Raw genomic sequence first — 24,355 nt, forward strand, 5'->3', positions numbered from 1 at the left:
GCCCGCGATGGGGTCTACTCGGTTTAACGATCTATCAACCTTTCAACACCCGCGCCAACGTCGACTTAACCTTGCCCATCCCGTCATGCAATGCCTGTTCGATCTCGGCCATGGTGATCACCGCTGTCGACTTGCCCGCCGCCGGATTCACCACCAGCGCCAGACAGGCGTAATCCAGTTCCAGCTCGCGCGCCAATGCTGCTTCCGGCATCCCGGTCATGCCGACGATGTCGCAACCATCACGTTCCAGCCGCGCAATTTCAGCAACGGTTTCCAGACGCGGGCCCTGGGTGCAGGCGTACACGCCATGGCTGCTGTAGCCAACGCCTTCGGCCGCCAATGCCGCGATCAATTGCTGGCGCAGGGGTTCGCTGTAGGGATAGCTGAAGTCGATGTGCGTGACCTGTTCCAGGTCATCGGCGAAATAGGTGTGTTCGCGACCGCTGGTGTAGTCGATCAATTGATGCGGCACACAGAAATGTCCGGTGCCCATCGCAGCATGAATCCCGCCCACGGCGTTGACCGCGAGAATTGCTTCGGCACCCGCCTGCTTCAAGGCCCACAGGTTGGCGCGGTAGTTCACCTGATGCGGCGGGAAACGGTGTGGATGCCCGTGACGCGCGAGAAACAGCACTTCCTTGCCGGCATACTCACCGATCTGCACCTCGGCCGAAGGCGCGCCGTAAGGTGTGTCCACCACCAGTGACTGACGAATGCTCAGGCCTTCAAGTTGTGTCAGGCCAGTGCCACCGATAATCGCGTAAACCGTCATTACGAAAAATCCTTAATCAATCAATTGAGCTTCTTTGAGCGCGCCGATGGCCGTCAACCAGCGTGGGTCTTGACGGTATTCGGTGCTGGCGTATGCCTGCCCGCGCATCCGCGCTATACGCGCCGAAGGTTTGACCTTCAATCGCTGGGCGGCGCTCAAGGCCAACTCGGCAGCCGCGCGATCGTTGCACACCAGGCCCATGTCGCAACCGGCGGTCAATGCCGCTTCGATGCGACTGGCGGCATCGCCGACCACGTGCGCACCAGCCATCGACAGGTCATCACTGAAGATCACGCCATCGAACTGCAACTCGCCGCGCAGGATGTCCTGCAACCAGCGACGGGAGAAGCCAGCAGGCTGGGAGTCGACTTGAGGATAAATCACGTGGGCAGGCATGACGGCGGCCAATTGTTTGCTCAGTCGTGCGAACGGCACCAGGTCATTGGCGCGGATCTCGTCGAGACTACGCTCGTCGTTGGGAATCGCGACGTGGGAATCGGCCTCGGCCCAGCCATGACCCGGAAAATGCTTGCCGGTGGCGGCCATTCCCGCGCGGTTCATGCCACGGATGAATGCACCGGCGAGCAAGGCGGCGCGCTCGGGATCGCCTTCGAACGAACGGGTGCCGACCACCGCGCTGCGCTGGTAATCCAGATCCAGCACGGGGGCGAAACTCAGGTCGAGACCGACCGCGAGCACTTCGGTCGCCATGATCCAGCCACACTGCTCGGCCAGGTCTTCGGCATTCGGGTTGTCTGCAATGGCGCGCATGGCAGGCAGCCGCACGAAGCCTTGACGCAACCGCTGAACCCGACCGCCCTCTTGATCCACCGCCAGCAGCAGATCGGGACGAATGGCGCGGATCGAAGCACTCAATTCACGCACTTGACGCGGATGTTCGATGTTGCGGGCAAAAATGATCAGGCCGCCCACCTCGGGCTGGCGCAACAATTGGCGATCTTCAGCCGTCAGCCAGGTACCGGCGACGTCCACCATCAACGAGCCTTGCAGGCCAGCAGTCATAGAGATTCCTTGATTACGATAAACCCGGCTCGCACGAATTCGCCGCCATGGGCTGTGCCCGGCAGGTCGGCGAGATCAATGAGGAGCAGGTTCAGAACGAGAGTCGGCATGGGCGGCTAGCTTAGCGGATGTCAGCTGCCGCGCCCACCCGTGTGCGGTTAAACCTTGGCGGCGGCCGGAGCCGATTTGCTGCGTGGACGCAACTGTGCAGTGGCCATGGCAGTATCGGTGACGCCTGTTTCGGCGCGCATGCCAGCAGCCAGAAATGGCACCATCAGACGCATCACTTGTTCAATGGAGGTGTTGACGCCGAAATCGGTCTCGGCAATCGCACGCAAGGCCTTGATCCCCGACATACTGAACGCCGCAGCACCGAGCATGAAGTGCACACGCCAGAACAGTTCGATCGGGGGAATGCGCGGCGCGGCCTCGTTGACCAGCATCATGTAACGGCGGAACACCTTGCCGTACATATCTTCCAGGTAACGACGCAAGTGCCCTTGGCTCTGACTGAACGCCAGCCCCAGCAAACGCATGAAAATGGACAAGTCGTTGCCGCTGCGTGGCTGCACCACCAAGGCCTGCTCGACAAGAATCTCCAGCAGCTCTTCAAGGGTAGGTTTGTTCTCGGGCTTGGCCTGACGACGCTCCAGTTCTTTATCGAGACTGAGGCAGAATGGCCCGAGAAAACGCGAGAAGACCGCCTGAATCAGCGCCTTCTTCGACCCGAAGTGATAATTCACCGCCGCCAGATTGACACCGGCCTTGCTGGTGATCAGACGCAATGAGGTTTCAGCAAAACCTTTTTCCGCGAACAACTGCTCGGCAGCATCGAGAATGCGTTCAACGGTTTCCGACTGGGCCATGGCTACTCCGCCTGACAAACACTTGTTTGAAACATACGTTTCAGCCTTGGCCTTGTCAAGTCTGGCGGTTCGTTTTGGGAATGGTCGGTCAGGTATTTAACCATACAACAGTGCCGCTTCAATCAGCGAGCGAAATGACCGTCCAGCGGCCGACAAAAAAAGGGGCATTGCCAAGACCAGTTCACTGTATATAATCCCAGTCACTGTATAAAAAGACAGAGCGATCAATATGCTAAAGCTGACGCCACGCCAAGCAGAGATTCTGGCCTTCATCAAACGTTGCCTTGAAGACAACGGCTACCCGCCGACCCGCGCGGAAATCGCTCAGGAACTGGGGTTCAAGTCGCCCAATGCGGCGGAGGAACACCTCAAGGCGCTGGCCCGCAAGGGGGCGATCGAGATGACCCCGGGCGCCTCCCGCGGCATTCGCATCCCTGGCTTCGAAGCCAAGGCCGACGAATCCAGCTTGCCGATCATTGGCCGGGTGGCTGCCGGTGCGCCAATCCTCGCCCAGCAGCACATCGAGGAATCCTGCAACATCAACCCCTCGTTCTTCCATCCTCGCGCTGACTATCTGCTGCGGGTCCATGGAATGAGCATGAAGGACGTCGGCATTTTCGACGGCGACCTGCTCGCCGTCCATACCACCCGTGAAGCCCGTAACGGTCAGATCGTGGTGGCGCGGATCGGCGACGAAGTGACCGTCAAGCGCTTCAAGCGCGACGGCAGCAAGGTCTGGTTGATTGCCGAAAACCCTGAATTCGCCCCTATCGAAGTCAACCTGAAAGATCAGGAACTGGTTATCGAAGGCTTGAGTGTCGGCGTGATTCGCCGCTAAAGGAGGCTTTATGCAGTTCCCACATACCTCACAGCAAGCCCAACTGCCGCTGTTTGAGGCGTTCATGGCACAGCCATTGGCGCCGATCCTGAAAGACGTGGTCGAATCGCCCTGGAGCGCCGAGCCCGAAGTCTTCAGCGAGCTATCACTGCGCGGCGCGGCCGGGAACTGCCTGAACCTTCTGGCACCGATTCTCAGGGAACTGAGCCAGGATCAGGATGCACGCTGGCTGACACTGATCGCCCCGCCAGCCAGCCTGACACAAACCTGGTTACGGGACGCCGGTCTGAACCGTGAGCGCATTCTGCTCCTGCAACCGCGCGGCACACAGAGCGCTCAGCAGTTGACCTGCGAAGCCTTGCGACTTGGCCGCAGCCATACGGTCGTCAGCTGGCTTAACCCGCTGAGCACAACATCGCGGCAACAGTTGATCAGCGCCGCCCGTATCGGGGATGCGCAAAGTCTGAATATTCGACTGGGTTAACTGACAAACACTGTGCGCGCTGAACAGCGCGGGGCTTCTCCAAGGATAGAGAAGCCAATCTGTAAGGGTATCCGAAGAATCCGACGGGCGGGATCAATGAAGAACCCGAGGCCCCTCTTCCTTATCAAATTCGCCTTCAACCAGGCGTCCTGCCATCTGAACACCGACGCTCAACATCGCCTTGGCGACTTCCACATGCTGGCCTTGCAGGAAAACCTTGGCATCCTCGGAGAAATCCAAAGTAACCAGAGAACCCTCGTCCTCGGCCCTGCGCAGCTCGATTCGGCCGTCTGGTAACTCGACAATTTCTAGAAAGGACGTTGGCATAAAGGTCTGTTCTCCACGAAAGGCGGGGATTATATAGGCATCAGCCAAGCTTCGCTCGGGATCTTGACCAAATGCCATCACGAAGAGAAATTTCTGACATCACTCATCCTTGAGCGGACCCACCCCTAAACACTCAAATTTTCAGCACTCGTTCAACCCTTCGCGAAACCGAATCGCCAGGCCTTTAAGGTTCTGACGCCAGCTCTCCAGCTCTTCCCGACTCAGCTCTTGCGGCGCCTCTTCTTCATCCAGATTAACGGCCAGAATAAGCGGCTGCGTCACATCGCCCTTGGGCTTGTGCGGAGCGCGAGGCGGCTGAAACAGTGCGGCATGTGCCGACAGCAGCTTCGCCAGCCAGGTTTCAGGGTTTTGCGCCAGTTCGACCATCTCGGCCATTTCCGGAATGGCGATGGTTTCCAGCACTTCGCGGGTCAACAGCATCTCTGCCCGCGGCGCATTGGCTTGAGGCAGACGATAGAAACCGGCGATTTCATGGCACAGCCCCAACAGCGCACCGTACAGGTGAAACAACGCTGATTCGCGTCCGGCCTGAATCAGCGCCAGGGAGTTCATCGCCCGCCCCTCTTCGGCTCTGGCGAGCGCTTCCAGCGACAGGCCGGCGAAATAAATCTTCTGGTTGGTACGGGTATAGAGTTCGTGGGCCATGACGGCAGCCTCCACAACGAAATAATTGCTTTACGCAGGTCAGACAGTGTCGTGGATCACCTGAGTTTCCCGCAAGCCCAAAACAAAAGGCCGCATGAAAACCCGAGGGTTGTCATGCGGCCTTTTGTGTACAGCCTTTTACGCCTTGGCTGATGGACGCTTGTCTTCAACCGTCCACTTGCCGCCGTCGTAATACGCCTTCCAGCCAGTCGGCTTACCGTCGACCTCAGTCTGCACGTACTGCTCTTTGGTTTTACGGCTGTAACGGATCACAGCAGGCAGGCCGTCTGGATCTTTCTTCGGCGCTTCGCAGAGGAAGTGGTACTTCGGATCGATCTCATCCTTGTGCGGCACAATTTCCATGACCAGCGGAGCACGGGTCTCGCGGTTTTTCGGGAATTGACTGGCCGCCAGGAACAGGCCGGAAGCACCGTCGCGCAGGATGTAGGTGTCGTTGACCTTTTCGCATTTCAGCTCTGGCATCTTCACCGGATCCATCTTCGGCGGCGCCGCGTCACCGCTTTTCAGCAGCTTGCGGGTGTTCTTGCAGGTGGCGTTGGTGCAACCGAAGAACTTACCGAAACGACCGGTCTTGAGCTGCATCTCGCTGCCGCACTTGTCGCATTCCAGGCTCGGACCTTCGTAGCCCTTGATGCGATAGGTGCCCTCTTCGATTTCGTAGCCAGAGCAATCCGGGTTGTTACCGCAGATATGCAGCTTGCGCTTCTCATCGAGCAGATAAGCGTCCATGGCCGTGCTGCAGATCGGGCAGCGATGCTTGCCACGCAGTACCAGCGACTCGGACTCACCCTCGTCGTCCGCGGCGATTTCATCGCCCGGCACCAGGTTGACGGTGGCTTTGCAGCGCTCTTTCGGCGGCAGGCTGTAGCCCGAGCAACCGAGGAATACGCCTGTCGAAGCAGTACGGATCTGCATTGGACGACCGCACAACACGCACGGAATATCAGTCATTACCGGCTGGTTGGCACGCATGCCACCTTCGGCGCTTTCGGCTACTTCGAGTTTCTTCTTGAAGTCGCCGTAGAACTCGTCGAGCACGTTTTTCCAGTCGCGTTCGCCCTGAGCCACGTCATCGAGGTTCTCTTCCATGCCGGCGGTGAAGCCGTAGTCCATGAGATTGGAGAAGCTCTCGGCCAGACGCTCGGTGACGATGTCGCCCATCTTTTCCGAATAGAAACGACGGTTGTGCAGCGCCACGTAGCCGCGGTCCTGGATGGTCGAAATGATCGCCGCGTAGGTCGAAGGACGACCAATGCCGCGTTTTTCCATTTCTTTCACCAGGCTCGCTTCCGAGTAACGCGCCGGCGGCTTGGTGAAGTGCTGGGTCGGATCAAGCTTGATCAGCTTCATCGCGTCGCCCTGGGCCATATCCGGCAGCACATCATCATCGCCAGGCTTGGCAATTTGCGGCATGACGCGGGTGTAACCGTCGAACTTCAGGATGCGGCCCTTGGCACGCAGCTCGAAGTCGCCGGCACCGACGGTGACCGTGGTCGAGAGGTATTGCGCCGGCAGCATCTGACAGGCCAGGAACTGGCGCCAGATCAGCTCGTAAAGCCGCTCGGCATCACGCTCCATGCCCGATAGCTTGCTTGGCTCGGTATTGGCGTCGGACGGACGAATCGCTTCGTGAGCCTCTTGTGCGCCTTCCTTGCTGCTGTAGACGTTCGGGTTTTCCGGCAGGTACTTCTTGCCGAACTCACCTTCAATATAGGTACGCGCCATCGCCACGGCATCGACCGAGAGGTTGGTGGAGTCAGTACGCATATAGGTGATGTAGCCGGCTTCGTACAAACGCTGGGCCATCATCATGGTTTTCTTCACACCGAAGCCCAGACGGTTACTCGCGGCCTGTTGCAGGGTGGAAGTGATGAACGGTGCCGACGGCTTGCTGCTGGTCGGTTTGTCTTCGCGCTTGACGATGCTGTAGCTGGAAGCCTTGAGCTTTTCCAGCGCGGCCATGGCCTGGGCTTCGTTGAGCGGCTTGAAGGCTTCGCCTTTCTCGCGAGCCACGTCGAAACGCACGGTCGCGCCCTTGGCGGTGCCGAGGTCGGCGTGGACTTCCCAGTACTCTTCCGGGTTGAACGCGCGGATTTCACGCTCACGCTCGACCACCAACTTCACGGCAACCGATTGCACGCGACCGGCAGACAGGCCACGGGCGACCTTGGCCCACAGCAGCGGCGAAACCATGTAACCCACCACGCGGTCGAGGAAGCGACGCGCCTGCTGGGCGTTTACTCGATCGATGTCCAGCTCGCCCGGCTTGGAGAAGGCTTCCTGGATCGCTTTCTTGGTGATTTCGTTGAACACCACGCGCTTATAGCGGCTGTCGTCACCACCGATGGCTTCGCGCAGGTGCCAGGCAATGGCTTCCCCCTCGCGATCCAAGTCGGTTGCGAGATAGATGGTGTCAGCATCTTTGGCGAGCCGGCGCAGCTCTTCGATGACTTTTTCCTTGCCCGGGAGGATCTCGTACTTGGCTTTCCAGCCATGATCGGGATCGACACCCATGCGCGAGACCAGCTGCTTGCGCGCTTTCTCTTTCGGCGTGAGCACCGGACCTTCACCTGCGGCGGCCTTGCCGCGCTTGGCGGCAGGCTCTTTGCTGGCGCTAGCCGAACCGCTGGTGGGCAGGTCTCGGATATGGCCGATACTCGACTTCACCACGTATTGGTTACCCAGATACTTGTTGATGGTCTTGGCCTTAGCCGGGGATTCCACAATGACCAGCGATTTGCCCATGGATCAGAAAATTCCTGAATTCTAGAAGTGAAAGGCGGTTGGCGCCTGACGCGGCACCGCTATATATAGTGGCTACAAGGTGAGGTCAAGCGCAGGGTTCTGCGCGCACTCCCCTTATGGCTGCGGAAAAACGCTCGGTTCAGCTTGCACCAAAGCAAAGCGTGGCACCTGTTCGCCGTCAACCTCGACCGACTCCAGGAACATGCTCAAGGGGCGCACCCAAAAGCCGTAATCGCCATACAGGGCTTGGTAAAAGACCACTTCCTCTTCGGTTTCCGAATGCCGCGCAACCGCGAATACGCGGTACTGCGGACCTTTGTAATGTTCGTAGAGCCCAGGTTGTATCGGCATGCTTTGGCCCTCACTGAAATTTTTTCAAAATAAAAAAAATAAATCCGGAAAAACAAAAACCGGGGCACTTGGCCCCGGCTTCCATCAGCGAAACGCTTAAACGCGTTCGAAGACGGTGGAGATGCCTTGGCCGAGACCAATGCACATGGTAGCCACCCCGAAGGTGCCGCCATTCTGCTTCATCACGTTCAGCAAAGTGCCGGAGATACGGGCACCGGAGCAACCGAACGGGTGACCCAGGGCGATCGCGCCGCCGTGCAGGTTAACCTTCTCGTTCATCTTGTCGAGCACTTTCAAATCTTTCAGCACTGGCAGCGCCTGTGCGGCGAAAGCTTCGTTGAGCTCGAAGAAGTCGATATCGTTGATACCAAGACCCGCGCGCTTCAGTGCTTTCTGCGTTGCCGGTACTGGACCATAGCCCATGATCGCCGGATCCACACCTGCCACTGCCATCGAACGAATCACCGCCATCGGCTGGATACCCAGGTCCTGGGCACGCTGCGCCGACATCACGATCATGCACGAAGCACCGTCGGTGATCTGCGACGAAGTACCGGCTGTCACGGTGCCGCCCTTCGGGTTAAACGCTGGCTTCAGAGCCGCCAGGCTTTCCAGGGTGGTTTCCGGACGAATGGTTTCGTCGTAGTCGAACAGTTTCAGGAAACCGTTCTCGTCGTAGCCCTGCATCGGGATGATTTCGTCTTTGAACTTGCCTTCCAGAGTCGCCTTGTGGGCGAGCTGGTGGGAGCGCACGCCAAAGGCGTCCTGCTGTTCGCGAGTAATGCCGTGCATTTTGCCGAGCATTTCCGCGGTCAGGCCCATCATGCCCGAGGCTTTCGCCGCGTACAGAGACATGTGCGGGTTCGGATCGACACCGTGCATCATGCTCACGTGGCCCATATGCTCGACGCCACCAACCACGAACACGTCACCGTTACCGGTCATGATCGCTTGCGCAGCGGTGTGCAGAGCACTCATCGACGAGCCACACAGACGGCTGACGGTCTGGCCGGCCGCGGTGTGCGGGATCTGCGTCATCAGGGACGCCATGCGGGCGATGTTCCAGCCCTGCTCCAGGGTCTGGTTCACACAGCCCCAGATCACGTCTTCGACTTCGCTCGGATCAACCTTGACGTTGCGTTCCAGCAATTTGCTGATCAGGTGCGCCGACATGTCTTCGGCGCGGGTGTTGCGGTGCATGCCGCCCTTGGAGCGGCCCATCGGAGTACGACCGAAGTCGACAATCACGACGTCTCTAGGATTCAAGCTCATATACGTTCACTCTCGCTCTAGTGTGGGCGCTTAACCGAAGAAGCTCTGACCGTTCTTGGCCATTGCACGCAGCTTCGCGGTCGGGTGGTACAGCGCGCCCAAATCAGCGTACTGGTCAGCCAGGGCAACGAACTCTGCAACACCGATCGAATCGATGTAGCGCAGCGCACCGCCACGGAATGGAGGGAAACCAATACCGTAGACCAGACCCATGTCGGCTTCGGCGGCGGTTTCGACGATACCGTCTTCCAGGCAACGCACGGTTTCCAGGCACAGCGGGATCATCATCCAGTTGATGATGTCTTCGTCAGTGACTTCGCGCTGTTCGAACACGATTGGCTTGAGCACTTCCAGTACCGAAGGATCGGCGACTTTCTTCTGCTTGCCGCGCTTGTCGGTCTCGTAGGCGTAGAAGCCTTTGCCATTCTTCTGGCCCAGGCGCTTGGCTTCGTAGAGCACGTCAACGGCCGAACGGCGATCGTCCTTCATACGATCCGGGAAGCCTTCAGCCATGACATCACGACCGTGGTGACCGGTGTCGATGCCGACCACGTCCATCAGGTACGCCGGGCCCATTGGCCAGCCGAATTTTTCCATGACCTTGTCGATGCGGACGAAGTCCACGCCGGCGCTGACCAGTTTGGCGAAACCGCCGAAGTACGGGAACAGCACGCGGTTGACCAGGAAGCCCGGGCAGTCGTTGACGACGATCGGGTTCTTGCCCATTTTCTTGGCGTAGGCAACGGTGGTGGCAACGGCCACTTCGCTGGACTTCTCGCCACGGATCACTTCAACCAGCGGCATCATGTGCACCGGGTTGAAGAAGTGCATGCCGACGAAGTTTTCCGGACGCTTGAGGGCTTTGGCCAGCAAGGTGATGGAAATGGTCGAGGTGTTGGACGCGAGGATGGTGTCCTCTTTGACCTTGCCTTCAACTTCGGCCAGAACGGCTTGCTTGACCTTCGGGTTCTCGACAACGGCTTCGACGACCAGGTCGACGTGACCGAAATCACCGTAGGACAGGGTCGGACGAATGCCGTTGAGCACTTCGGCCATTTTCGCCGGAGTCATGCGACCTTTATCAACGCGGCCCACCAGCAGCTTGGCGGCTTCAGCCAGACCTTGCTCGATGCCGTGCTCGTTGATGTCTTTCATCAGGATCGGCGTACCTTTGGAGGCCGACTGATAAGCGATACCGCCACCCATGATGCCAGCGCCCAATACGGCGGCCTGCTTCACGTCTTTGGCGATTTCGTCGTAAGCCTTGGCCTTTTTCTTCAGTTCCTGATCGTTCAGGAACAGACCGATCAGGCTCTGCGCGGCAGAGGTCTTGGCCAGTTTGACGAAACCGGTGGCTTCGACTTCCAGCGCTTTGTCACGACCGAAGTTCGCGGCTTTCTGGATGGTCTTGATCGCTTCAACCGGCGCCGGGTAGTTCGGGCCCGCTTGACCGGCCACGAAACCTTTGGCGGTTTCGAACGACATCATTTGTTCGATGGCGTTGAGCTTGAGCTTTTCGAGCTTCGGCTGACGCTTGGCCTTGTAGTCAAACTCACCGGAGATGGCGCCCTTGACCAGGTTCAGCGCCGCTTCCTGCAGTTTCTCTGGGGCGACCACGGCGTCGACAGCACCGACTTTCAACGCGTCTTCAGCGCGGTTTTCCTTACCGGCGGCAATCCACTCGATGGCGTTGTCGGCACCGATGATGCGCGGCAAACGCACAGTACCGCCGAAGCCCGGGTAGATGCCCAGCTTGACTTCCGGCAGACCGATTTTGGCGGTATTGGCCATAACGCGGAAATCTGCCGCCAGGCACATTTCCAGACCGCCACCCAGTGCGATGCCATTGATAGCGGCGACAGTCGGGACGTTGAGGTCTTCGAAATCGCTGAAAATCTTGTTGGCTTCGAGGTTACCAGCAACAAGCTCTGCATCCGGCAGCTTGAAGTTGTCGACGAATTCGGTGATGTCGGCGCCGACGATGAACACGTCCTTGCCACTGCTGACGATCACACCCTTGATCGAAGCATCTGCCTTGATGGTGTCTACAGCCTGACGCAGTTCGTTCAGGGTAAGACGGTTGAACTTGTTGACGGACTCACCCTTGAGGTCGAATTTCAATTCGACGATGCCACTTTCAAGAGCCTTAACCGTGATGGCTTTACCTTCGTAAATCATCAACTGATCTCCACGATATGGAAGCTGAACAGTACACGTCGGACGCAGGCGACTGGCTCGGCAAGGACGTTTATCGTCGATGCTACGCCAATTCACCCGGCACACCCGCCAACGCGATAGTCGGGATTCTGTAGGAGCGCTCTGTAATACAAACGCTCAATTCATACGCCCGTTTGATTTGGGTATGCCACCTTCACGGAATTTCCGGCAATTGTCAATCGCCCAAAATACTGGTTGAAACGCGACTTTCCGGTCACTTCCGTACCACGAAGCCCTGCAACACGCTCATGCATGCGAGGCCATTCATAGAATCAATAGTTAGAAAAGTCGCCCTAATTAGCGGCAGCCTGTGTTTAACAAGCTACGCTGGCGGGACCCTGAAGAAAAAACTTGAACGCTTTGACGAATGCCCAGCGTAAGATCAGCGCACCGAATTACCGGCCTGCCTGGCCAACCTCAGCCCGATGATAATGTCGGGCTTTTTATTGCCTGTCTGCCGGACGATGGCGCATGACTGTGCAGGGGAAACCGGGTTTCAGGCGAGTGCTTTGAGCGTGGCATCGATTTGTTGCAAAACAGATGTCTCGCCCTTCTCGCCCCAATACAGGGCAATCATTTGCTTGTCTGCCTCAACCTTGTAGACGTTGGCAGGCAATTTTTCGAAATGATTCAGCAGCATCCCATCCTCACAGACCTCCTGCCACTGATTGACCCACACGCCCGGCGCCTTCTGCCAATAACTCCAGCACGCCGGTCGCGTGCCACGGCGCGGCCGATGGTACTGGGCGCAAGGGCTCGGCGGTTCCTCATTCAGCCAGTGCGGCCATTCCTGGGGCGCCAGTTGCATGGCAAGACCAATGCGCCGCGCCTCCATGCGCAGAGCCATGCGCCCGCTCTGTGTACGAGAGGGTCGCAACCAGGCCAGCGGGCTCAAGACCACCAGCAGGATTGACACCACTATCCAGACCGTCATATCTGTACTCCCGATTCTTGATGAGCCCATTGAGTCACTTTGAGACCAATGCGCTTGAAACCAGCCATACTTACCAATATTGCAATCCTCAGGAGGAGCACCTCATGCCCTACCACCACATTCTGGTCGCTGTAGATCTAACCGAAGAGTGCGATCCTGTAATCCACCGCGCTCGCGAACTCTCGGTGAGCAATGGCGCGAAGCTGTCCCTGGTGCATATCGTCGAGCCGATGGCCATGGCCTTTGGCGGCGATGTGCCGATGGACCTTTCCCAGTTGCAACAGCAACAGTTCGATCAGGCCAAAGAGCGCCTTGAGCGGTTGATCGTGAAATACCCGGAGCTCTCCAAGGAATACAGTCACTTGACCTACGGCCAGCCGCGTCAGGAGATTCACCACCTGGCCAAGGAGCAAACGTGCGACCTGATCGTGGTGGGCAGTCATGGTCGACACGGCCTGGCACTGCTGCTCGGCTCTACCGCCAATGACGTACTCCACGGTGCGCCTTGCGATGTGCTGGCGGTGCGCCTGATCAAAAGCTGACAACACGGAACACTGTGGGAGCAGGCGTGCTCGCGAAGGCGGACATTCAGTCAGCATTGACGTTGAATGTAAGTCCCTCTTCGCGAGCAAGTCGAATCGTCGCACCACCGCTCCCACAGTGAAGCTATGTCGGCCAGTAGATCGCATTTCATACGAAAAGCCCGGCGCTCATCACTGAACGCCGGGCTTTTTTATCGCCGGATCAATCAGGCATCCAGCTCGGCCCAGCGCTCGACCATCACGTCGAGTTCAGCCTGCAACTGCTCCAGTTGAGCGATCACCGCAGCCGTCTCGGCAGCAGGACGCTGATAGAAGCCGGCATCCGCCATCTGCGCTTCAACCACCACGATCTGCTGCTCCATGGCTTCGATCTGACTCGGCAACATTTCCAGCTCACGCTGCAACTTGTAGCTGAGCTTCTTCTTTGCCACCGGCGCCTCTGCTGCCGCAGCGACTGGCACGGGTTCAGCAGTGACGACAGCCGAGTTCAGGTCGGCCTTGCCGGACTTGCTCTCGGTCACGCCCAACAGGCGCGGCGAGCCGCCCTGACGCAGCCAGTCCTGATAACCACCGACGTATTCGCGAACCTTGCCTTCGCCTTCGAAGACCAGGGTGCTGGTGACCACGTTGTCGAGGAATGCCCGGTCGTGGCTGACCATCAGCACGGTGCCGTTGAAGGTCAGCAAGACCTCTTCCAGCAGCTCGAGGGTTTCCACGTCCAGGTCGTTGGTCGGTTCGTCGAGTACCAGCAGGTTCGCCGGCTTGCTGAACAGTTTGGCCAGCAGCAGACGGGCACGCTCACCACCGGACAGCGCCTTGACCGGCGTGCGGGCACGCTGCGGGCTGAACAGGAAGTCGCCGAGGTAGCTCAGCACATGGCGGCTCTGACCATCGATATCGATAAAGTCGCGACCTTCGGCCACGTTGTCGATCACGGTCTTTTCCAGGTCCAGCTGATGACGCAACTGGTCGAAGTAGGCCACGTCGATGCGCGTCCCCTCTTCCACTGTGCCGCTGGTCGGTTGCAGACCGCTGAGCATCAGCTTCAGCAGTGTGGTCTTGCCGGTACCGTTGGCGCCGAGCAGACCGATACGGTCGCCGCGCGTCAGGACCATCGAGAAATCCTTGATCAGGAACGGGCCACCCGGGTGAGCGAAGCTCACGTTCTCGAGGACCATGACCTGCTTGCCGGACTTGTCGGCGGTATCCAACTGAATGTTGGCCTTGCCGGTGCGCTCACGACGCTCGCTACGCTCAACGCGCAATGCTTTCAATGCGCGGACGCGGCCTTCGTTACGGGTGCGGCGAGCCTTGATGCCCTGGCGGATCCAGACTTCTTCCTGGGCCAGTTTCTTGTCGAACAGCGCGTTGGCGGTTTCTTCAGCAGCCAGAGTCGCCTCTTTGTGCACGAGGAAACTGGCGTAGTCGCCGTTCCAGTCGATCAGGCCGCCACGATCCAGTTCCAGGATGCGGGTCGCAAGGTTCTGCAGGAATGAACGGTCGTGCGTGATGAACAGCACGGCGCCCTGGAAATCCTTCAGCGCTTCTTCGAGCCAGGCAATTGCACCGATGTCCAGGTGGTTGGTCGGCTCATCGAGCAGCAGCAGATCCGGTTCGGAAACCAGTGCCTGAGCCAGCAGGACGCGGCGACGCCAGCCACCGGACAATTCGGCGAGGGTCTTGTCGGCCGGCAGTTGCAAGCGGCTCAAGGTGCTGTCGACCAATTGCTGCAAACGCCAGCCGTCGCGGGCTTCGAGGTCGTGCTGGACATGCATCAGTTTGTCCAGATCGGCGTCGGTGACGATGTTCTGGCTCAGGTGGTGGTACTGCGCGAGCAGCTCGCCGACACCGTCCAGGCCTTCGGCAACCACGTCGAACACGGTCCGCTCGTCGGCTACCGGTAATTCTTGCGGCAATTCGCCAATCTTTAGGCCAGGTGCGCGCCAAACAGAGCCCTCATCGGGCTTCTGGTCACCCTTGACGAGCTTCATCATGCTGGACTTGCCAGTGCCATTGCGGCCGATGATGCACACCCGCTCACCACGGGCGATCTGCCAGGACACCTTGTCCAACAACGGCATAGCGCCGAAAGCAAGGGACACATCGCTGAATTTGAGCAGGGTCATGAGCTTCTCCAAAAACCGGGCGCGCATTCTACCTGACTTGAGGCTTCAGAAGGCCGGCAATTTCAATGTCGAAGCACTCTGCACAACAATTGTTGCGAACTTGTGCCGGTAGCTCGGCAAAGCTTTCGCCCGCTGCTGGCAAAAGGCTAAGCTACAGACAATTCAGTGCTGCGCTTGCCGGCACTTGTCATGATTTCTCTGCCCGGACGTCTCATGCGCAGTCGCCTTTTCAATCTTTTTTCGTGTTTGCTTCTTACAGCCGCTGCCGCTCAATCCGCCCAGGCGGTGGACCTGTCTACCCAACGCCAGTATTACGATGAAGCCAAGCGTGCCTTGGCCAAAGGTGATTCCGGCCCTTATTTCCGTTACAGCCAGGCGCTGAGCGATTATCCGCTGGAGCCCTATCTGGCGTATGACGAATTGACCGCGCGTCTGAAAACCGCGAGCAACGCCGAAATCGAGAAATTCCTCGCCGAACACGGTGACCTGCCGCAAGCCAACTGGATGAAATTGCGTTGGTTGCGCTGGCTGGCCGAACGCGGCGATTGGGCGACCTTCGTCAAATATTATGACCCCAAGCTCAATTTCACCGAACTGGACTGCCTGAACGCGCAGTATCAGATCAGCCACAACCGCAAGGTCGAAGGCTACGCCAACGCCGACAAGCTCTGGTTGAGCGGCAAAACCCAGCCCGAAGCATGCGATGGTTTGTTCGGCATGTGGGCCGCCGAGGGCCAATTGACCGAACAGAAACGCTGGGAACGCACCAAGCTCGCCGCCCAGGCGCGCAATTATCCGCTGGCCAACAGCCTGATCAATGGCCTGACGACACTCGCCCCGCGCGGTCGCCTGCTGGTGGATGTGGCGCAGAATCCCGAGCTGCTCAATCAGCCATCGCGCTTTATCCCGGCCGATGAACCGATGTCCGACATCGTCAGCCTCGGCCTGCGCCGTCTGGCCCGTCAGGATCCGGACAAGGCCATGGCCCTGCTCGACGGTTACGCCAGCAGCATGCACTTCTCCCGCGACGAAAAAGTCGCGATTGCCCGGGAAATCGGGCTGACCCTCGCTCGTCGTTTCGACAGCCGCGCGCTGGATGTAATGACCAAATACGACCCGGAACTGCGGGACAACACCGTTTCTGAATGGCGCTTGCGCCTGCTGTTGCGCCTGGCCCGTTGGGACGATGCCTATCAGTTGACCCGCCGCCTGCCCCAGGACTTGGCCACCACCAACCGCTGGCGTTACTGGCAGGCTCGCAGCCTGGAGCTGGCGCAGCCACAGAATCCGCAAGCGCAGACGCTTTACAAGGGCCTGGCTCGCGAGCGCGACTTCTACGGTTTTCTGGCGGCTGATCGCTCGCAATCACCCTATTCGCTGAACAACAAACCGCTGGTGCTCAGTCAAGCGCTGATCAACAAGGTGCGCAATACCCCGGGCGTGCGGCGCGCCCTGGAATTCCATGCCCGCGGGCAGATCGTCGATGGTCGGCGCGAGTGGTACCACGTCAGCCGGCACTTCAGCCGTGACGAAATGGTCGCCCAGGCGAAACTGGCTTACGACCTGAAATGGTATTTCCCCGCGATCCGTACCATCAGTCAGGCGCAGTATTGGGACGACCTGGACATCCGCTTCCCGATGGCCCATCGCGAAACCCTGGTGCGCGAAGCCAAGGTCCGAGGCCTGCACTCGAGTTGGGTGTTCGCCATCACCCGCCAGGAAAGTGCCTTCATGGACGACGCCCGTTCCGGTGTCGGCGCCGGCGGCCTGATGCAGCTGATGCCTGGCACCGCCAAGGAAACCGCGCGCAAGTTCAGCATTCCTCTCGCTTCGCCGCAGCAAGTGTTCGATCCGGACAAGAACATCCAGCTCGGTGCCGCTTACCTGAGCCAGGTCCACAGTCAGTTCAACGGCAACCGCGTCCTCGCCTCCGCCGCTTACAACGCCGGCCCCGGCCGCGTACGTCAATGGCTGCGTGGCGCCGATCACCTGAGCTTCGATGTGTGGGTGGAAAGCATCCCGTTCGACGAAACCCGACAGTATGTGCAAAACGTGCTGTCGTACTCGGTGATCTACGGCCAGAAGCTCAACTCACCACAACCGTTGGTGGATTGGCATGAACGGTATTTCGACGATCAATGAGCCTGCTTTGAAACACTGACAAAAAATGCCCGCATCGATTGATGCGGGCATTTTTTATGGTGCTCTACTGGGTCGGTTACTTAGTCGGTTACTTGGTCGGTTGGGGCATGGAGCCCATCACTAAACTGCAACGCCGCCAGCCGTGCATACAGCGCATTACTCGCAATCAACGCCTGATGCGTCCCCACCGCCACCAGTTTCCCTTGGTCCATCACTGCGATCCTGTCGGCGTTTTTCACTGTGGCCAATCGGTGGGCGATGACCAATGTGGTGCGATTTTTCATCAGGCTGGGCAGCGCTTGTTGGATCAGGTGCTCGCTCTGGGCATCGAGGGCGCTGGTGGCTTCGTCCAGCAGCAGGATCGGCGCGTCCACCAGCAGCGCCCGGGCGATGGCCAGGCGCTGGCGTTGCCCGCCGGACAAACCGAGACCAGCGTCGCCGAGGTGTGTCTGGTAGCCGTTGGGCATTTGCTCGATGAAGTCGTGGGCGTAGGCGATTTTCGCGGCTTCCTGGACCTGAGCCAACGTCGCCGTCGGGTGGCCGTAGCGAATGTTCTCTTCGATACTGCCGTAGAACAGTGCCGGGGTTTGCGAGACGAGGGCGAAACAGCGGCGCAGGTCCAGTGGGTCGAGTTGAGTCAGCGGCACACCGTCCAACAGGATGCGTCCTTGAGCGGGGTCGTAAAAGCGCAACAGCAGGTCATACACTGTCGACTTGCCGGCCCCGGACGGCCCGACCAATGCAAGGGTTTCGCCAGCGTTGATCGTCAGATTCAGACCATCGACGGCATAGCTTTGCGGACGCGACGGGTAGGAAAAGCGCACATCCTGCAGCACCAGATCGCCCTTCACTCGTTCAGGTAAGGTCACCAGGCCTTGGGTTGGTGGCCGGATGATGTTTTCCGAACGCAACAACTCTGCAATTCGTTCCGCCGCCCCCGCCGCTCGCTGCAGTTCGCCGATCACTTCACTCAACGTGCCGAAGGCACCGCCGACGATCAGGCTGTAAAAGACAAACGCTGCCAGTTCACCCGCAGAAATTCGCCCGGCGATGACATCCATGCCACCGACCCAGAGCATCACCCCAACCGCGCCCAACACCAGCAGGATCACCAGGGTAATCAACCAGGCCCGCTGAAAGATGCGCTTGCGGGCAGTGTTGAAAGCCTCTTCCACGGTCGTGGCAAAACGCTGTTCGTCCTGAACCTGATGGTTGTAGGCCTGCACGGTTTTGATTTGACTCAGGGTTTCGGAGACATAACTGCCGATATCGGCAATCCGGTCCTGGCTCAGACGCGACAGGGTACGCACCCGGCGACCAAAAATCAGGATCGGCGCGACCACCAGCGGCAACGCGACTACCACGATGCTGGTGAGTTTGGGGTTGGTGATAAACAGCAAGACAATCCCGCCGATCACCATCAACCCATTACGCAGGAACAGTGACAGCGAAGAGCCGATTACCGATTGCAACAGCGTGGTGTCGGCGGTCAGCCGTGACTGGATCTCGGAGCTGCGGTTGTCTTCATAAAACCCCGGATGCAGGTAGACCAGATGGTTGAACACCCGACGGCGAATGTCCGCGACAACACGCTCGCCGATCCACGACACCAGGTAAAAACGCGCAAAGGTGCCAATCGCCAGGCCGACCACCAGCAGCATGAACACGCCGATGGATCGGTTGAGCAAATGCGGTGATTGGGTCATGAAACCCTGATCCACCAACAGGCGAATCCCTTGCCCCATGGACAAGGTGATGCCGGCAGTGACGATCAACGCCAACAAGGCGCCGAACGCCGGCCAGCGGTAAGGCGCAAGGAAACGACTGGCCAGACGAATGGCGCGGCGGTGACGAGAAGAGAGCATGAAGATCATCCGATGGCGCAACCAATGGGCTTTGACTCGATCAAGCCTACACCGTCAACGGGATTGAACGCTGTAAATCATAATGAGTCAGGTTAATTATGACCGCCAAGACTAGTGGCTAGAGATTATTGGTCTAAAGTCCGGGTGGAAACGTCAGGGTATTTCTGATGGACTGAGGATGCCGACCTGAAGATCGCAGGGAGTTGTCACAGCCCGGTCACCTGGCGGTTCTACAGTAAGCACACAACCTGATGAGGAGACAGGCCATGTCCTTGCAAAACAGCAGCGATGACAAAATTGAAGTGATCCGCACACAGCCAGACCAGTCTCTGGGTTGCTCGATCATCGATAAGGATGGGCACGAAGTACCGATCACTGAAAACATGATCCAGGACGCTTGCCGCGAACTGGAGAAACGATTGGTCAAGCCTGCCGAACAAGAGTGATATAGCCACCGTCTTCTTGACCCGGCTCTTTTGGCCGGGTTTTTTATGGGTGCCTTTTGAGGGTGCTGCGCACCCTATCGCGGGCAAGTCGGATCGCCGCACCGCCGCTCCCACAGGATTACCGCGATTTCAAAATTGACGCATGACCTGTGGGAGCGTGGCTTGCCCGCGATAAGGCCAACGCGGACTCAGACAGCCGAAGCACCCAACGCCGCCACGATCTGCTGCAACGCCGGCGAATCCCCCTCGATCCGCACCTTCAACCCATCGATCTCCCGCCGTAGCGGGTAATGCTTGCGCAGCGCATCGAACGCCGCCCGCTGCTCGTTCACATTGCCGACAAGGCTGCGACGGAAATCCGCGTCGTCACGGCGTGGGTCGTACACGCCACGGCACAACATCGCCAGCGCCCAGGCCGGATCGCTGTCGGCGTTCAACGTCACTGCCGACAACCACGGCGCTGGCAGCAAGTCGTTCAGGTTGATCTGTTCCGGCTGCCCAAGGAACTCGCAAAGCGCCTGATAAATCTGCGCCGTCCCGCGCTGCCTGCCGTCGAGGCTGTAACCGGCAATGTGCGGCGTCGCGATTACACACAACTCCGCGAGCGCTACATCAACTTCAGGCTCAGCCTCCCAGACATCCAGCACCGCTTGCAGATCTTCACGTTGCAACAGCACCTGGCGCAGAGCGGCGTTGTCGATCACCGGGCCACGACTGGCGTTGATCAGCCAGGTGCCCGGCTTAAGTTGGTTCAAACGGTTTTTATCGAACAGATGCCAGGTCGACTGAGGGCCTTGCTTGTCCAGCGGAGTGTGCAGACTGATGACGTCGCATTGTTCGATGATCTGCTCGAGGCTGACGTAATCGCCCCCTTCAGCGGCTTGCCGTGGTGGATCGCAGACCAACACGTTCCAGCCCAGAGCTCGCAAAACCTTGACCAGCCGCCCGCCCACTTCACCGGCGCCGACCACGCCGTAAGTGCGCTGAGTCAGGTCGGCACCTTCGATTTCGGACAGCGTCAGCAGGCTACCCAGCACGTAATCGACCACACCCCGGGCATTGCAGCCTGGCGCGCTGGACCAGGAGATGCCGGCCTGTTGAAAGTAATCCAGATCCAGGTGATCAGTGCCGATGGTGCACGTGCCGACGAAGCGCACCTTGCTGCCTTCAAGCAATTCGCGGTTGACGTTGGTCACCGAACGCACCAGCAGCACATCGGCCTGCTCGACAGTGGCCCGGTCGATGGCACGTCCCGGTACCCGGCGGATTTCACCGAAACCTGCGAAGAAGGCATCGAGCAGCGGGATATTTTCGTCAGCAACAATCAGCATGGCAGGCTCCTTTGGCGGATCGGCAGTTTAGGCGCAGATGACCGTGATGGGCCAGCAGGCATTGTTCACCTTAATTGCAAGGGCACCACTTCCCCCTGTGGCGAGGGAGCTTGCTCCCGTCCGGCAGCGAAGCAGTCGCCAAGGCTGATACCTCGGTGTACCAGAAGAAAAGGGGTGGCTGATTTTTGGGCTGCTGCGCAACCCAGCGGGAGCAAGCTCCCTCGCCACAGAGAGTTGGGACGTCTGCAAAACTGATTACAAATCCCTAACACAGGACTTTTCCTGACCACTGCGTCAAGGCGTAGAATGCGCCGCCTGCGCATCAAAACCCTCTGGACGTTTCGCCTTGAATTCCGTGACTGACCGCCCCACCGCTATTTCTCTCAACCGCCCGGCCCGGGTTCGCCTGGAGCTGAAAAACCTGCTCGGCCTGGCGTTGCCGATCATGATCGCGCAGCTGGCGACCACCGCCATGGGCTTCGTCGATGCGGTGATGGCCGGTCGTGTCGGGCCTCGGGATCTGGCGGCCGTCGCGCTGGGCAACTCGATCTGGGTGCCGGTGTTTCTGCTGATGACCGGCACACTGCTCGCCACCACCCCGAAAGTCGCCCAGCGCTTTGGCGCCGGCACGCACAGCGAGATTGGCCCGATCGTGCGTCAGGCCTTGTGGCTGGCGCTGGTGGTGGGTTTGATGGCGACCGGCATGCTGTTCAGCGCCGAACCGATCCTGCACATCATGAAGGTTGATCCCGAGCTGATCGGCCCATGCATGCAGTATCTGCACGGCATCGCCAGCGGCTTGCCTGCCGTCGCGTTCTATCACGTGCTGCGCTGCTTCAGTGATGGCCTGGGTCGTACCCGCCCGGCCATGGTCCTTGGCCTGTGCGGGTTGGCGCTGAATATTCCGCTCAATTACATCTTCATCTATGGCCACTTTGGTGTGCCGGCCATGGGTGGCGTCGGCTGCGGCTGGGCCACGGCAATCGTGATGTGGGTGATGGCGTTGGGCATGGCCTGCTGGGAACGCTGGGCGCCGGCCTATCAGTCGAGCCAGTTGTTCAGCCGTTTCGACTGGCCACAGTGGTCAGTGATCAAGCGTTTGCTGGGCATCGGCCTGCCGATCGGTATCGCGGTGTTCGCCGAGTCGAGCATCTTCGCCGTGATTGCCCTGCTGATCGGCAGCCTCGGCGCCACCGTGGTCGCCGGGCACCAGATCGCGCTGAACTTCAGCTCGCTGGTGTTCATGATCCCCTACTCCCTCGGCATGGCCGTGACCGTACGAGTCGGCCAGGCGCTCGGCCGAGAGGAACCACGCGAAGCCCGCTTCGCCGCCGGTGTCGGCATGGGCACCGCGCTGGCGTATGCGTGCCTGTCGGCGAGCATGATGCTGTGGCTGCGTGAACCCATCGCTGCGATTTACACCGCCGACCCGACGGTGATTCAGGTGGCCGCAATGCTGATCGTGTATTCGGCACTGTTCCAGTTTTCCGATGCGATCCAGGTGACGGCGGCCGGCGCACTGCGCGGCTATCAGGATACGCGGGTGACGATGATCCTGACGCTGTTCGCATACTGGGGAATTGGTTTGCCGGTGGGTTACGCCTTGGGCCTGACCGACTGGCTCGGTGCGCCGAGCGGCCCGAGCGGGCTGTGGCAGGGTTTGATCGTGGGCTTGAGTTGCGCGGCGCTGATGCTGTCGATCCGCCTGACGCGCAGTGCACGCAAGCGGATCCGCATCAGTCGTTCGGCGGGTTAGTAGGAGCCAGCAGTGCGGCGATCCGACTTGCCGGCGAAAGCGCTCTCAAGGACGCCTTCGCCGGCAAGTCGGATCGCTATGCAGGCCCTTTTTTTGTGCCTATTAAGCGAGTTTCTTGCGGATCCAGTAGAGGTAAGTGCCTGCCTCTTCATGCTGCCCCACCAGTTCGTGGTCGAGAAACACGCAAAACTTGGGGATGTCGCGACGGGTCGACGGGTCGGTGGCGATCACCTTCAGCAGGCCGCCAGGCACCAGGTCACGGATGTGCTGGTGCAGCATCATCACCGGTTCCGGGCAATTGAGGCCGGTGGCGTCGAGGGTGCCGTCTACCGGCGTATCGATCATTTCACTCATGATTTACTCCTGAAACTTGCCGGCATTGTCGCGCATTGCCGGGTGTTCGGTCATCTGTCGCGTACACCGTACCTGTGGGAGCGGGCTTGCCCGCGATAGCGGTTGTTGAGCCAACATAAATGCTGAATGTACCGCCCTCATCGCGGGCAAGCCCGCTCCCACAGCGTCCGTGTACCTTAACGGGATTTCGGTTTCTTTACGTCGAGCCGGCGAAGGTGGCAGGTCACTTCTTCACGGTCGTGGTACAGCTGCTTGCAGCCAATCTCGACCCGAATGCCCCGCGCCTTGAACCCGTCGGCAATACGTTCCAGCAAGCGCTTCACTTCGGCATAACGCTGTTTCATCGGCAACTTGAGGTTGACCACCGCTTCGCGGCAATGCCCCTCGCCAATCCATTCTTCCAGCATCGCCGCGTTGCGCGCCGGTTTCTCGACGATGTCGCAGACCATCCAGTCCACCGGCTGCTTGGGCTTGAAGGTGAAACCGTCAGCCATCAAATGCTGCACCAAACCGGTGTCCATCAGGCTTTCGGCCATCGGGCCGTTGTCGATGGCGGTCACCAGCATGCCGCGGTTGACCAGTTGCCAGGTCCAGCCACCGGGTGCGGCGCCGAGGTCCACACCGGTCATGTCGCTGTGCAGGCGCTCATCCCACTGGTCGCGGGGGATGAAATGGTGCCAGGCCTCTTCCAGCTTGAGGGTCGAACGGCTCGGCGCTTCACGCGGGAATTTCAGGCGTGGAATGCCCATCGGCCACATCGCCGAATTGTTCGACTCCGCCAGGCCCATGAACACTTCTCGACCGCTCTTGAAGGTCAGCAGCAGCCGCGGCTTGTGGGCGTCATCCACCAGTTTGCCGGCCGCCATCAGCGCCTTGCGCAGGTGGCCTTCGAACTTCTTGCAGAAGTTCGACAGCTCTTTGCCATCGTTGGTGTCGACCATTTCCAGCCACAGGCTGCCGCACAGCGGGAAGTCCGCCATGTGCGCAAGGATCACGCTGATGCGGTCGGTTTCCGGCAGATCGATGAAGATCCCACGGGCCCACTGACGCGGGAAAATCAGGTCAACGAAACGCTGGCCACGCATCAGACGCTCGGCGCCGTCTTCTTCGGTGCAGATAAATTCGGCGCAGGCGCTGGCGGTTTTGGCCTTGGCATAACCGGCCACGTTGAGCCGCGCGGCATGTTCGGAAATCTCGGAACAGACTTCACTTTCGAAGCCCGGCCGGCAATGCATAAAGAGGGTGTTCATTCTTACTCCTGGGCAGTTGGCGAAGAA

General features: G+C 59.3%; 21 protein-coding genes. 6 read left to right on the forward strand and 15 right to left on the reverse strand.

Annotation, left to right across the window (positions count from 1 at the left end; genetic code table 11):
* Positions 1-34: 34 nt before the first annotated feature.
* From ACZ3HH_RS14340 to ACZ3HH_RS14350, 3 genes are all read right to left on the reverse strand, one after another.
* Positions 35-772, reverse strand: a complete 738-nt coding sequence (locus ACZ3HH_RS14340; protein WP_465805510.1) for an S-methyl-5'-thioinosine phosphorylase — start codon at positions 770-772, stop codon at positions 35-37.
* Positions 773-784: 12 nt separating this feature from the next.
* On the reverse strand, positions 785-1,783 hold the full coding sequence (gene nagZ, locus ACZ3HH_RS14345) for a beta-N-acetylhexosaminidase (protein WP_465805687.1): 999 nt from the start codon (positions 1,781-1,783) through the stop codon (positions 785-787).
* Between the two features lie 170 nt (positions 1,784-1,953).
* On the reverse strand, positions 1,954-2,661 hold the full coding sequence (locus tag ACZ3HH_RS14350) for a TetR/AcrR family transcriptional regulator (RefSeq protein ID WP_123434312.1): 708 nt from the start codon (positions 2,659-2,661) through the stop codon (positions 1,954-1,956).
* A 229-nt stretch (positions 2,662-2,890) separates the two neighbouring features.
* Here ACZ3HH_RS14350 and lexA point away from each other — a divergent pair, with 229 nt between their 5' ends.
* Both lexA and sulA read left to right on the forward strand, forming a co-directional pair.
* Positions 2,891-3,499 carry a transcriptional repressor LexA gene (lexA, locus tag ACZ3HH_RS14355; protein WP_007907770.1) on the forward strand — a complete coding sequence of 203 codons (609 nt, stop codon included), beginning with the start codon at positions 2,891-2,893 and terminating at the stop codon, positions 3,497-3,499.
* Positions 3,500-3,509: 10 nt separating this feature from the next.
* Positions 3,510-3,983, forward strand: a complete 474-nt coding sequence (gene sulA, locus ACZ3HH_RS14360; protein ID WP_465805512.1) for an SOS-induced cell division inhibitor SulA — start codon at positions 3,510-3,512, stop codon at positions 3,981-3,983.
* 93 nt (positions 3,984-4,076) lie between these two features.
* Here sulA and ACZ3HH_RS14365 read toward each other — a convergent pair whose 3' ends face one another.
* From ACZ3HH_RS14365 to ACZ3HH_RS14395, 7 genes are all read right to left on the reverse strand, one after another.
* Entirely contained in the window at positions 4,077-4,310 is a 234-nt protein-coding gene (locus ACZ3HH_RS14365; RefSeq protein ID WP_007907774.1) for a hypothetical protein, read from the reverse strand.
* Positions 4,311-4,451: 141 nt separating this feature from the next.
* Complete coding sequence (locus ACZ3HH_RS14370) at positions 4,452-4,976, reverse strand: DUF6586 family protein (protein ID WP_465805514.1); 525 nt, start codon at positions 4,974-4,976, stop codon at positions 4,452-4,454.
* A 138-nt stretch (positions 4,977-5,114) separates the two neighbouring features.
* Positions 5,115-7,742 (reverse strand): type I DNA topoisomerase, encoded by a 2,628-nt coding sequence (gene topA, locus ACZ3HH_RS14375; RefSeq protein ID WP_052965460.1) that lies wholly within the window; start codon positions 7,740-7,742, stop codon positions 5,115-5,117.
* A gap of 114 nt (positions 7,743-7,856) precedes the next feature.
* A complete protein-coding gene (locus ACZ3HH_RS14380) occupies positions 7,857-8,093 on the reverse strand; it encodes a DUF1653 domain-containing protein (RefSeq protein WP_007907781.1) in 237 nt (78 codons plus the stop codon).
* A 96-nt stretch (positions 8,094-8,189) separates the two neighbouring features.
* Entirely contained in the window at positions 8,190-9,365 is a 1,176-nt protein-coding gene (gene fadA / locus ACZ3HH_RS14385; RefSeq protein WP_008007076.1) for an acetyl-CoA C-acyltransferase FadA, read from the reverse strand.
* 30 nt (positions 9,366-9,395) lie between these two features.
* Positions 9,396-11,543: a fatty acid oxidation complex subunit alpha FadB gene (gene fadB, locus ACZ3HH_RS14390; RefSeq protein WP_465805517.1), complete on the reverse strand. Its 2,148-nt coding sequence runs from the start codon at positions 11,541-11,543 to the stop codon at positions 9,396-9,398.
* Between the two features lie 535 nt (positions 11,544-12,078).
* A complete protein-coding gene (locus ACZ3HH_RS14395) occupies positions 12,079-12,516 on the reverse strand; it encodes a hypothetical protein (protein ID WP_465805519.1) in 438 nt (145 codons plus the stop codon).
* A gap of 104 nt (positions 12,517-12,620) precedes the next feature.
* On the opposite strand from ACZ3HH_RS14395, the gene ACZ3HH_RS14400 reads away from it, so the two are divergent.
* Positions 12,621-13,058, forward strand: coding sequence for a universal stress protein (locus ACZ3HH_RS14400; RefSeq protein WP_030128421.1), 438 nt, complete (start codon positions 12,621-12,623; stop codon positions 13,056-13,058).
* 206 nt (positions 13,059-13,264) lie between these two features.
* On the opposite strand, the gene ACZ3HH_RS14405 is transcribed toward ACZ3HH_RS14400, so the two are convergent.
* Entirely contained in the window at positions 13,265-15,184 is a 1,920-nt protein-coding gene (locus tag ACZ3HH_RS14405) for an ATP-binding cassette domain-containing protein (protein WP_465805522.1), read from the reverse strand.
* Between the two features lie 213 nt (positions 15,185-15,397).
* Between ACZ3HH_RS14405 and ACZ3HH_RS14410 the strand changes: the two genes are divergently transcribed.
* Positions 15,398-17,326: a transglycosylase SLT domain-containing protein gene (locus ACZ3HH_RS14410; RefSeq protein WP_465805524.1), complete on the forward strand. Its 1,929-nt coding sequence runs from the start codon at positions 15,398-15,400 to the stop codon at positions 17,324-17,326.
* Between the two features lie 80 nt (positions 17,327-17,406).
* On the opposite strand, the gene ACZ3HH_RS14415 is transcribed toward ACZ3HH_RS14410, so the two are convergent.
* A complete protein-coding gene (locus ACZ3HH_RS14415) occupies positions 17,407-19,191 on the reverse strand; it encodes an ABC transporter transmembrane domain-containing protein (protein ID WP_465805526.1) in 1,785 nt (594 codons plus the stop codon).
* A gap of 266 nt (positions 19,192-19,457) precedes the next feature.
* Between ACZ3HH_RS14415 and ACZ3HH_RS14420 the strand changes: the two genes are divergently transcribed.
* On the forward strand, positions 19,458-19,637 hold the full coding sequence (locus tag ACZ3HH_RS14420) for a PA1571 family protein (RefSeq protein ID WP_465805528.1): 180 nt from the start codon (positions 19,458-19,460) through the stop codon (positions 19,635-19,637).
* A 188-nt stretch (positions 19,638-19,825) separates the two neighbouring features.
* On the opposite strand, the gene pdxB is transcribed toward ACZ3HH_RS14420, so the two are convergent.
* On the reverse strand, positions 19,826-20,968 hold the full coding sequence (pdxB, locus tag ACZ3HH_RS14425) for a 4-phosphoerythronate dehydrogenase PdxB (RefSeq protein ID WP_465805530.1): 1,143 nt from the start codon (positions 20,966-20,968) through the stop codon (positions 19,826-19,828).
* A gap of 346 nt (positions 20,969-21,314) precedes the next feature.
* Here pdxB and ACZ3HH_RS14430 point away from each other — a divergent pair, with 346 nt between their 5' ends.
* Positions 21,315-22,724 carry an MATE family efflux transporter gene (locus ACZ3HH_RS14430; protein WP_465805532.1) on the forward strand — a complete coding sequence of 470 codons (1,410 nt, stop codon included), beginning with the start codon at positions 21,315-21,317 and terminating at the stop codon, positions 22,722-22,724.
* 102 nt (positions 22,725-22,826) lie between these two features.
* Here ACZ3HH_RS14430 and tusA read toward each other — a convergent pair whose 3' ends face one another.
* Entirely contained in the window at positions 22,827-23,078 is a 252-nt protein-coding gene (gene tusA, locus ACZ3HH_RS14435; protein ID WP_095634243.1) for a sulfurtransferase TusA, read from the reverse strand.
* 176 nt (positions 23,079-23,254) lie between these two features.
* Positions 23,255-24,328, reverse strand: coding sequence for a 23S rRNA (cytidine(2498)-2'-O)-methyltransferase RlmM (gene rlmM / locus ACZ3HH_RS14440; protein WP_465805535.1), 1,074 nt, complete (start codon positions 24,326-24,328; stop codon positions 23,255-23,257).
* Between the last annotated feature and the right edge of the window lie 27 nt (positions 24,329-24,355).

This window comes from Pseudomonas sp. PME37.24/025, assembly GCF_055556615.1.

Excerpts from the sequence above, each read along its gene's own strand:
- ACZ3HH_RS14340 (WP_465805510.1), bottom strand. The coding sequence starts at position 772 with ATGACGGTTTACGCGATTATCGGTGGCACTGGCCTGACACAACTTGAA.
- ACZ3HH_RS14350 (WP_123434312.1), bottom strand. The coding sequence starts at position 2,661 with ATGGCCCAGTCGGAAACCGTTGAACGCATTCTCGATGCTGCCGAGCAG.
- lexA (WP_007907770.1), top strand. The coding sequence starts at position 2,891 with ATGCTAAAGCTGACGCCACGCCAAGCAGAGATTCTGGCCTTCATCAAA.
- sulA (WP_465805512.1), top strand. The coding sequence starts at position 3,510 with ATGCAGTTCCCACATACCTCACAGCAAGCCCAACTGCCGCTGTTTGAG.
- ACZ3HH_RS14365 (WP_007907774.1), bottom strand. The coding sequence starts at position 4,310 with ATGCCAACGTCCTTTCTAGAAATTGTCGAGTTACCAGACGGCCGAATC.
- ACZ3HH_RS14370 (WP_465805514.1), bottom strand. The coding sequence starts at position 4,976 with ATGGCCCACGAACTCTATACCCGTACCAACCAGAAGATTTATTTCGCC.
- topA (WP_052965460.1), bottom strand. The coding sequence starts at position 7,742 with ATGGGCAAATCGCTGGTCATTGTGGAATCCCCGGCTAAGGCCAAGACC.
- ACZ3HH_RS14380 (WP_007907781.1), bottom strand. The coding sequence starts at position 8,093 with ATGCCGATACAACCTGGGCTCTACGAACATTACAAAGGTCCGCAGTAC.
- fadA (WP_008007076.1), bottom strand. The coding sequence starts at position 9,365 with ATGAGCTTGAATCCTAGAGACGTCGTGATTGTCGACTTCGGTCGTACT.
- fadB (WP_465805517.1), bottom strand. The coding sequence starts at position 11,543 with ATGATTTACGAAGGTAAAGCCATCACGGTTAAGGCTCTTGAAAGTGGC.
- ACZ3HH_RS14395 (WP_465805519.1), bottom strand. The coding sequence starts at position 12,516 with ATGACGGTCTGGATAGTGGTGTCAATCCTGCTGGTGGTCTTGAGCCCG.
- ACZ3HH_RS14400 (WP_030128421.1), top strand. The coding sequence starts at position 12,621 with ATGCCCTACCACCACATTCTGGTCGCTGTAGATCTAACCGAAGAGTGC.
- ACZ3HH_RS14405 (WP_465805522.1), bottom strand. The coding sequence starts at position 15,184 with ATGACCCTGCTCAAATTCAGCGATGTGTCCCTTGCTTTCGGCGCTATG.
- ACZ3HH_RS14410 (WP_465805524.1), top strand. The coding sequence starts at position 15,398 with ATGCGCAGTCGCCTTTTCAATCTTTTTTCGTGTTTGCTTCTTACAGCC.
- ACZ3HH_RS14415 (WP_465805526.1), bottom strand. The coding sequence starts at position 19,191 with ATGCTCTCTTCTCGTCACCGCCGCGCCATTCGTCTGGCCAGTCGTTTC.
- ACZ3HH_RS14420 (WP_465805528.1), top strand. The coding sequence starts at position 19,458 with ATGTCCTTGCAAAACAGCAGCGATGACAAAATTGAAGTGATCCGCACA.
- pdxB (WP_465805530.1), bottom strand. The coding sequence starts at position 20,968 with ATGCTGATTGTTGCTGACGAAAATATCCCGCTGCTCGATGCCTTCTTC.
- tusA (WP_095634243.1), bottom strand. The coding sequence starts at position 23,078 with ATGAGTGAAATGATCGATACGCCGGTAGACGGCACCCTCGACGCCACC.
- rlmM (WP_465805535.1), bottom strand. The coding sequence starts at position 24,328 with ATGAACACCCTCTTTATGCATTGCCGGCCGGGCTTCGAAAGTGAAGTC.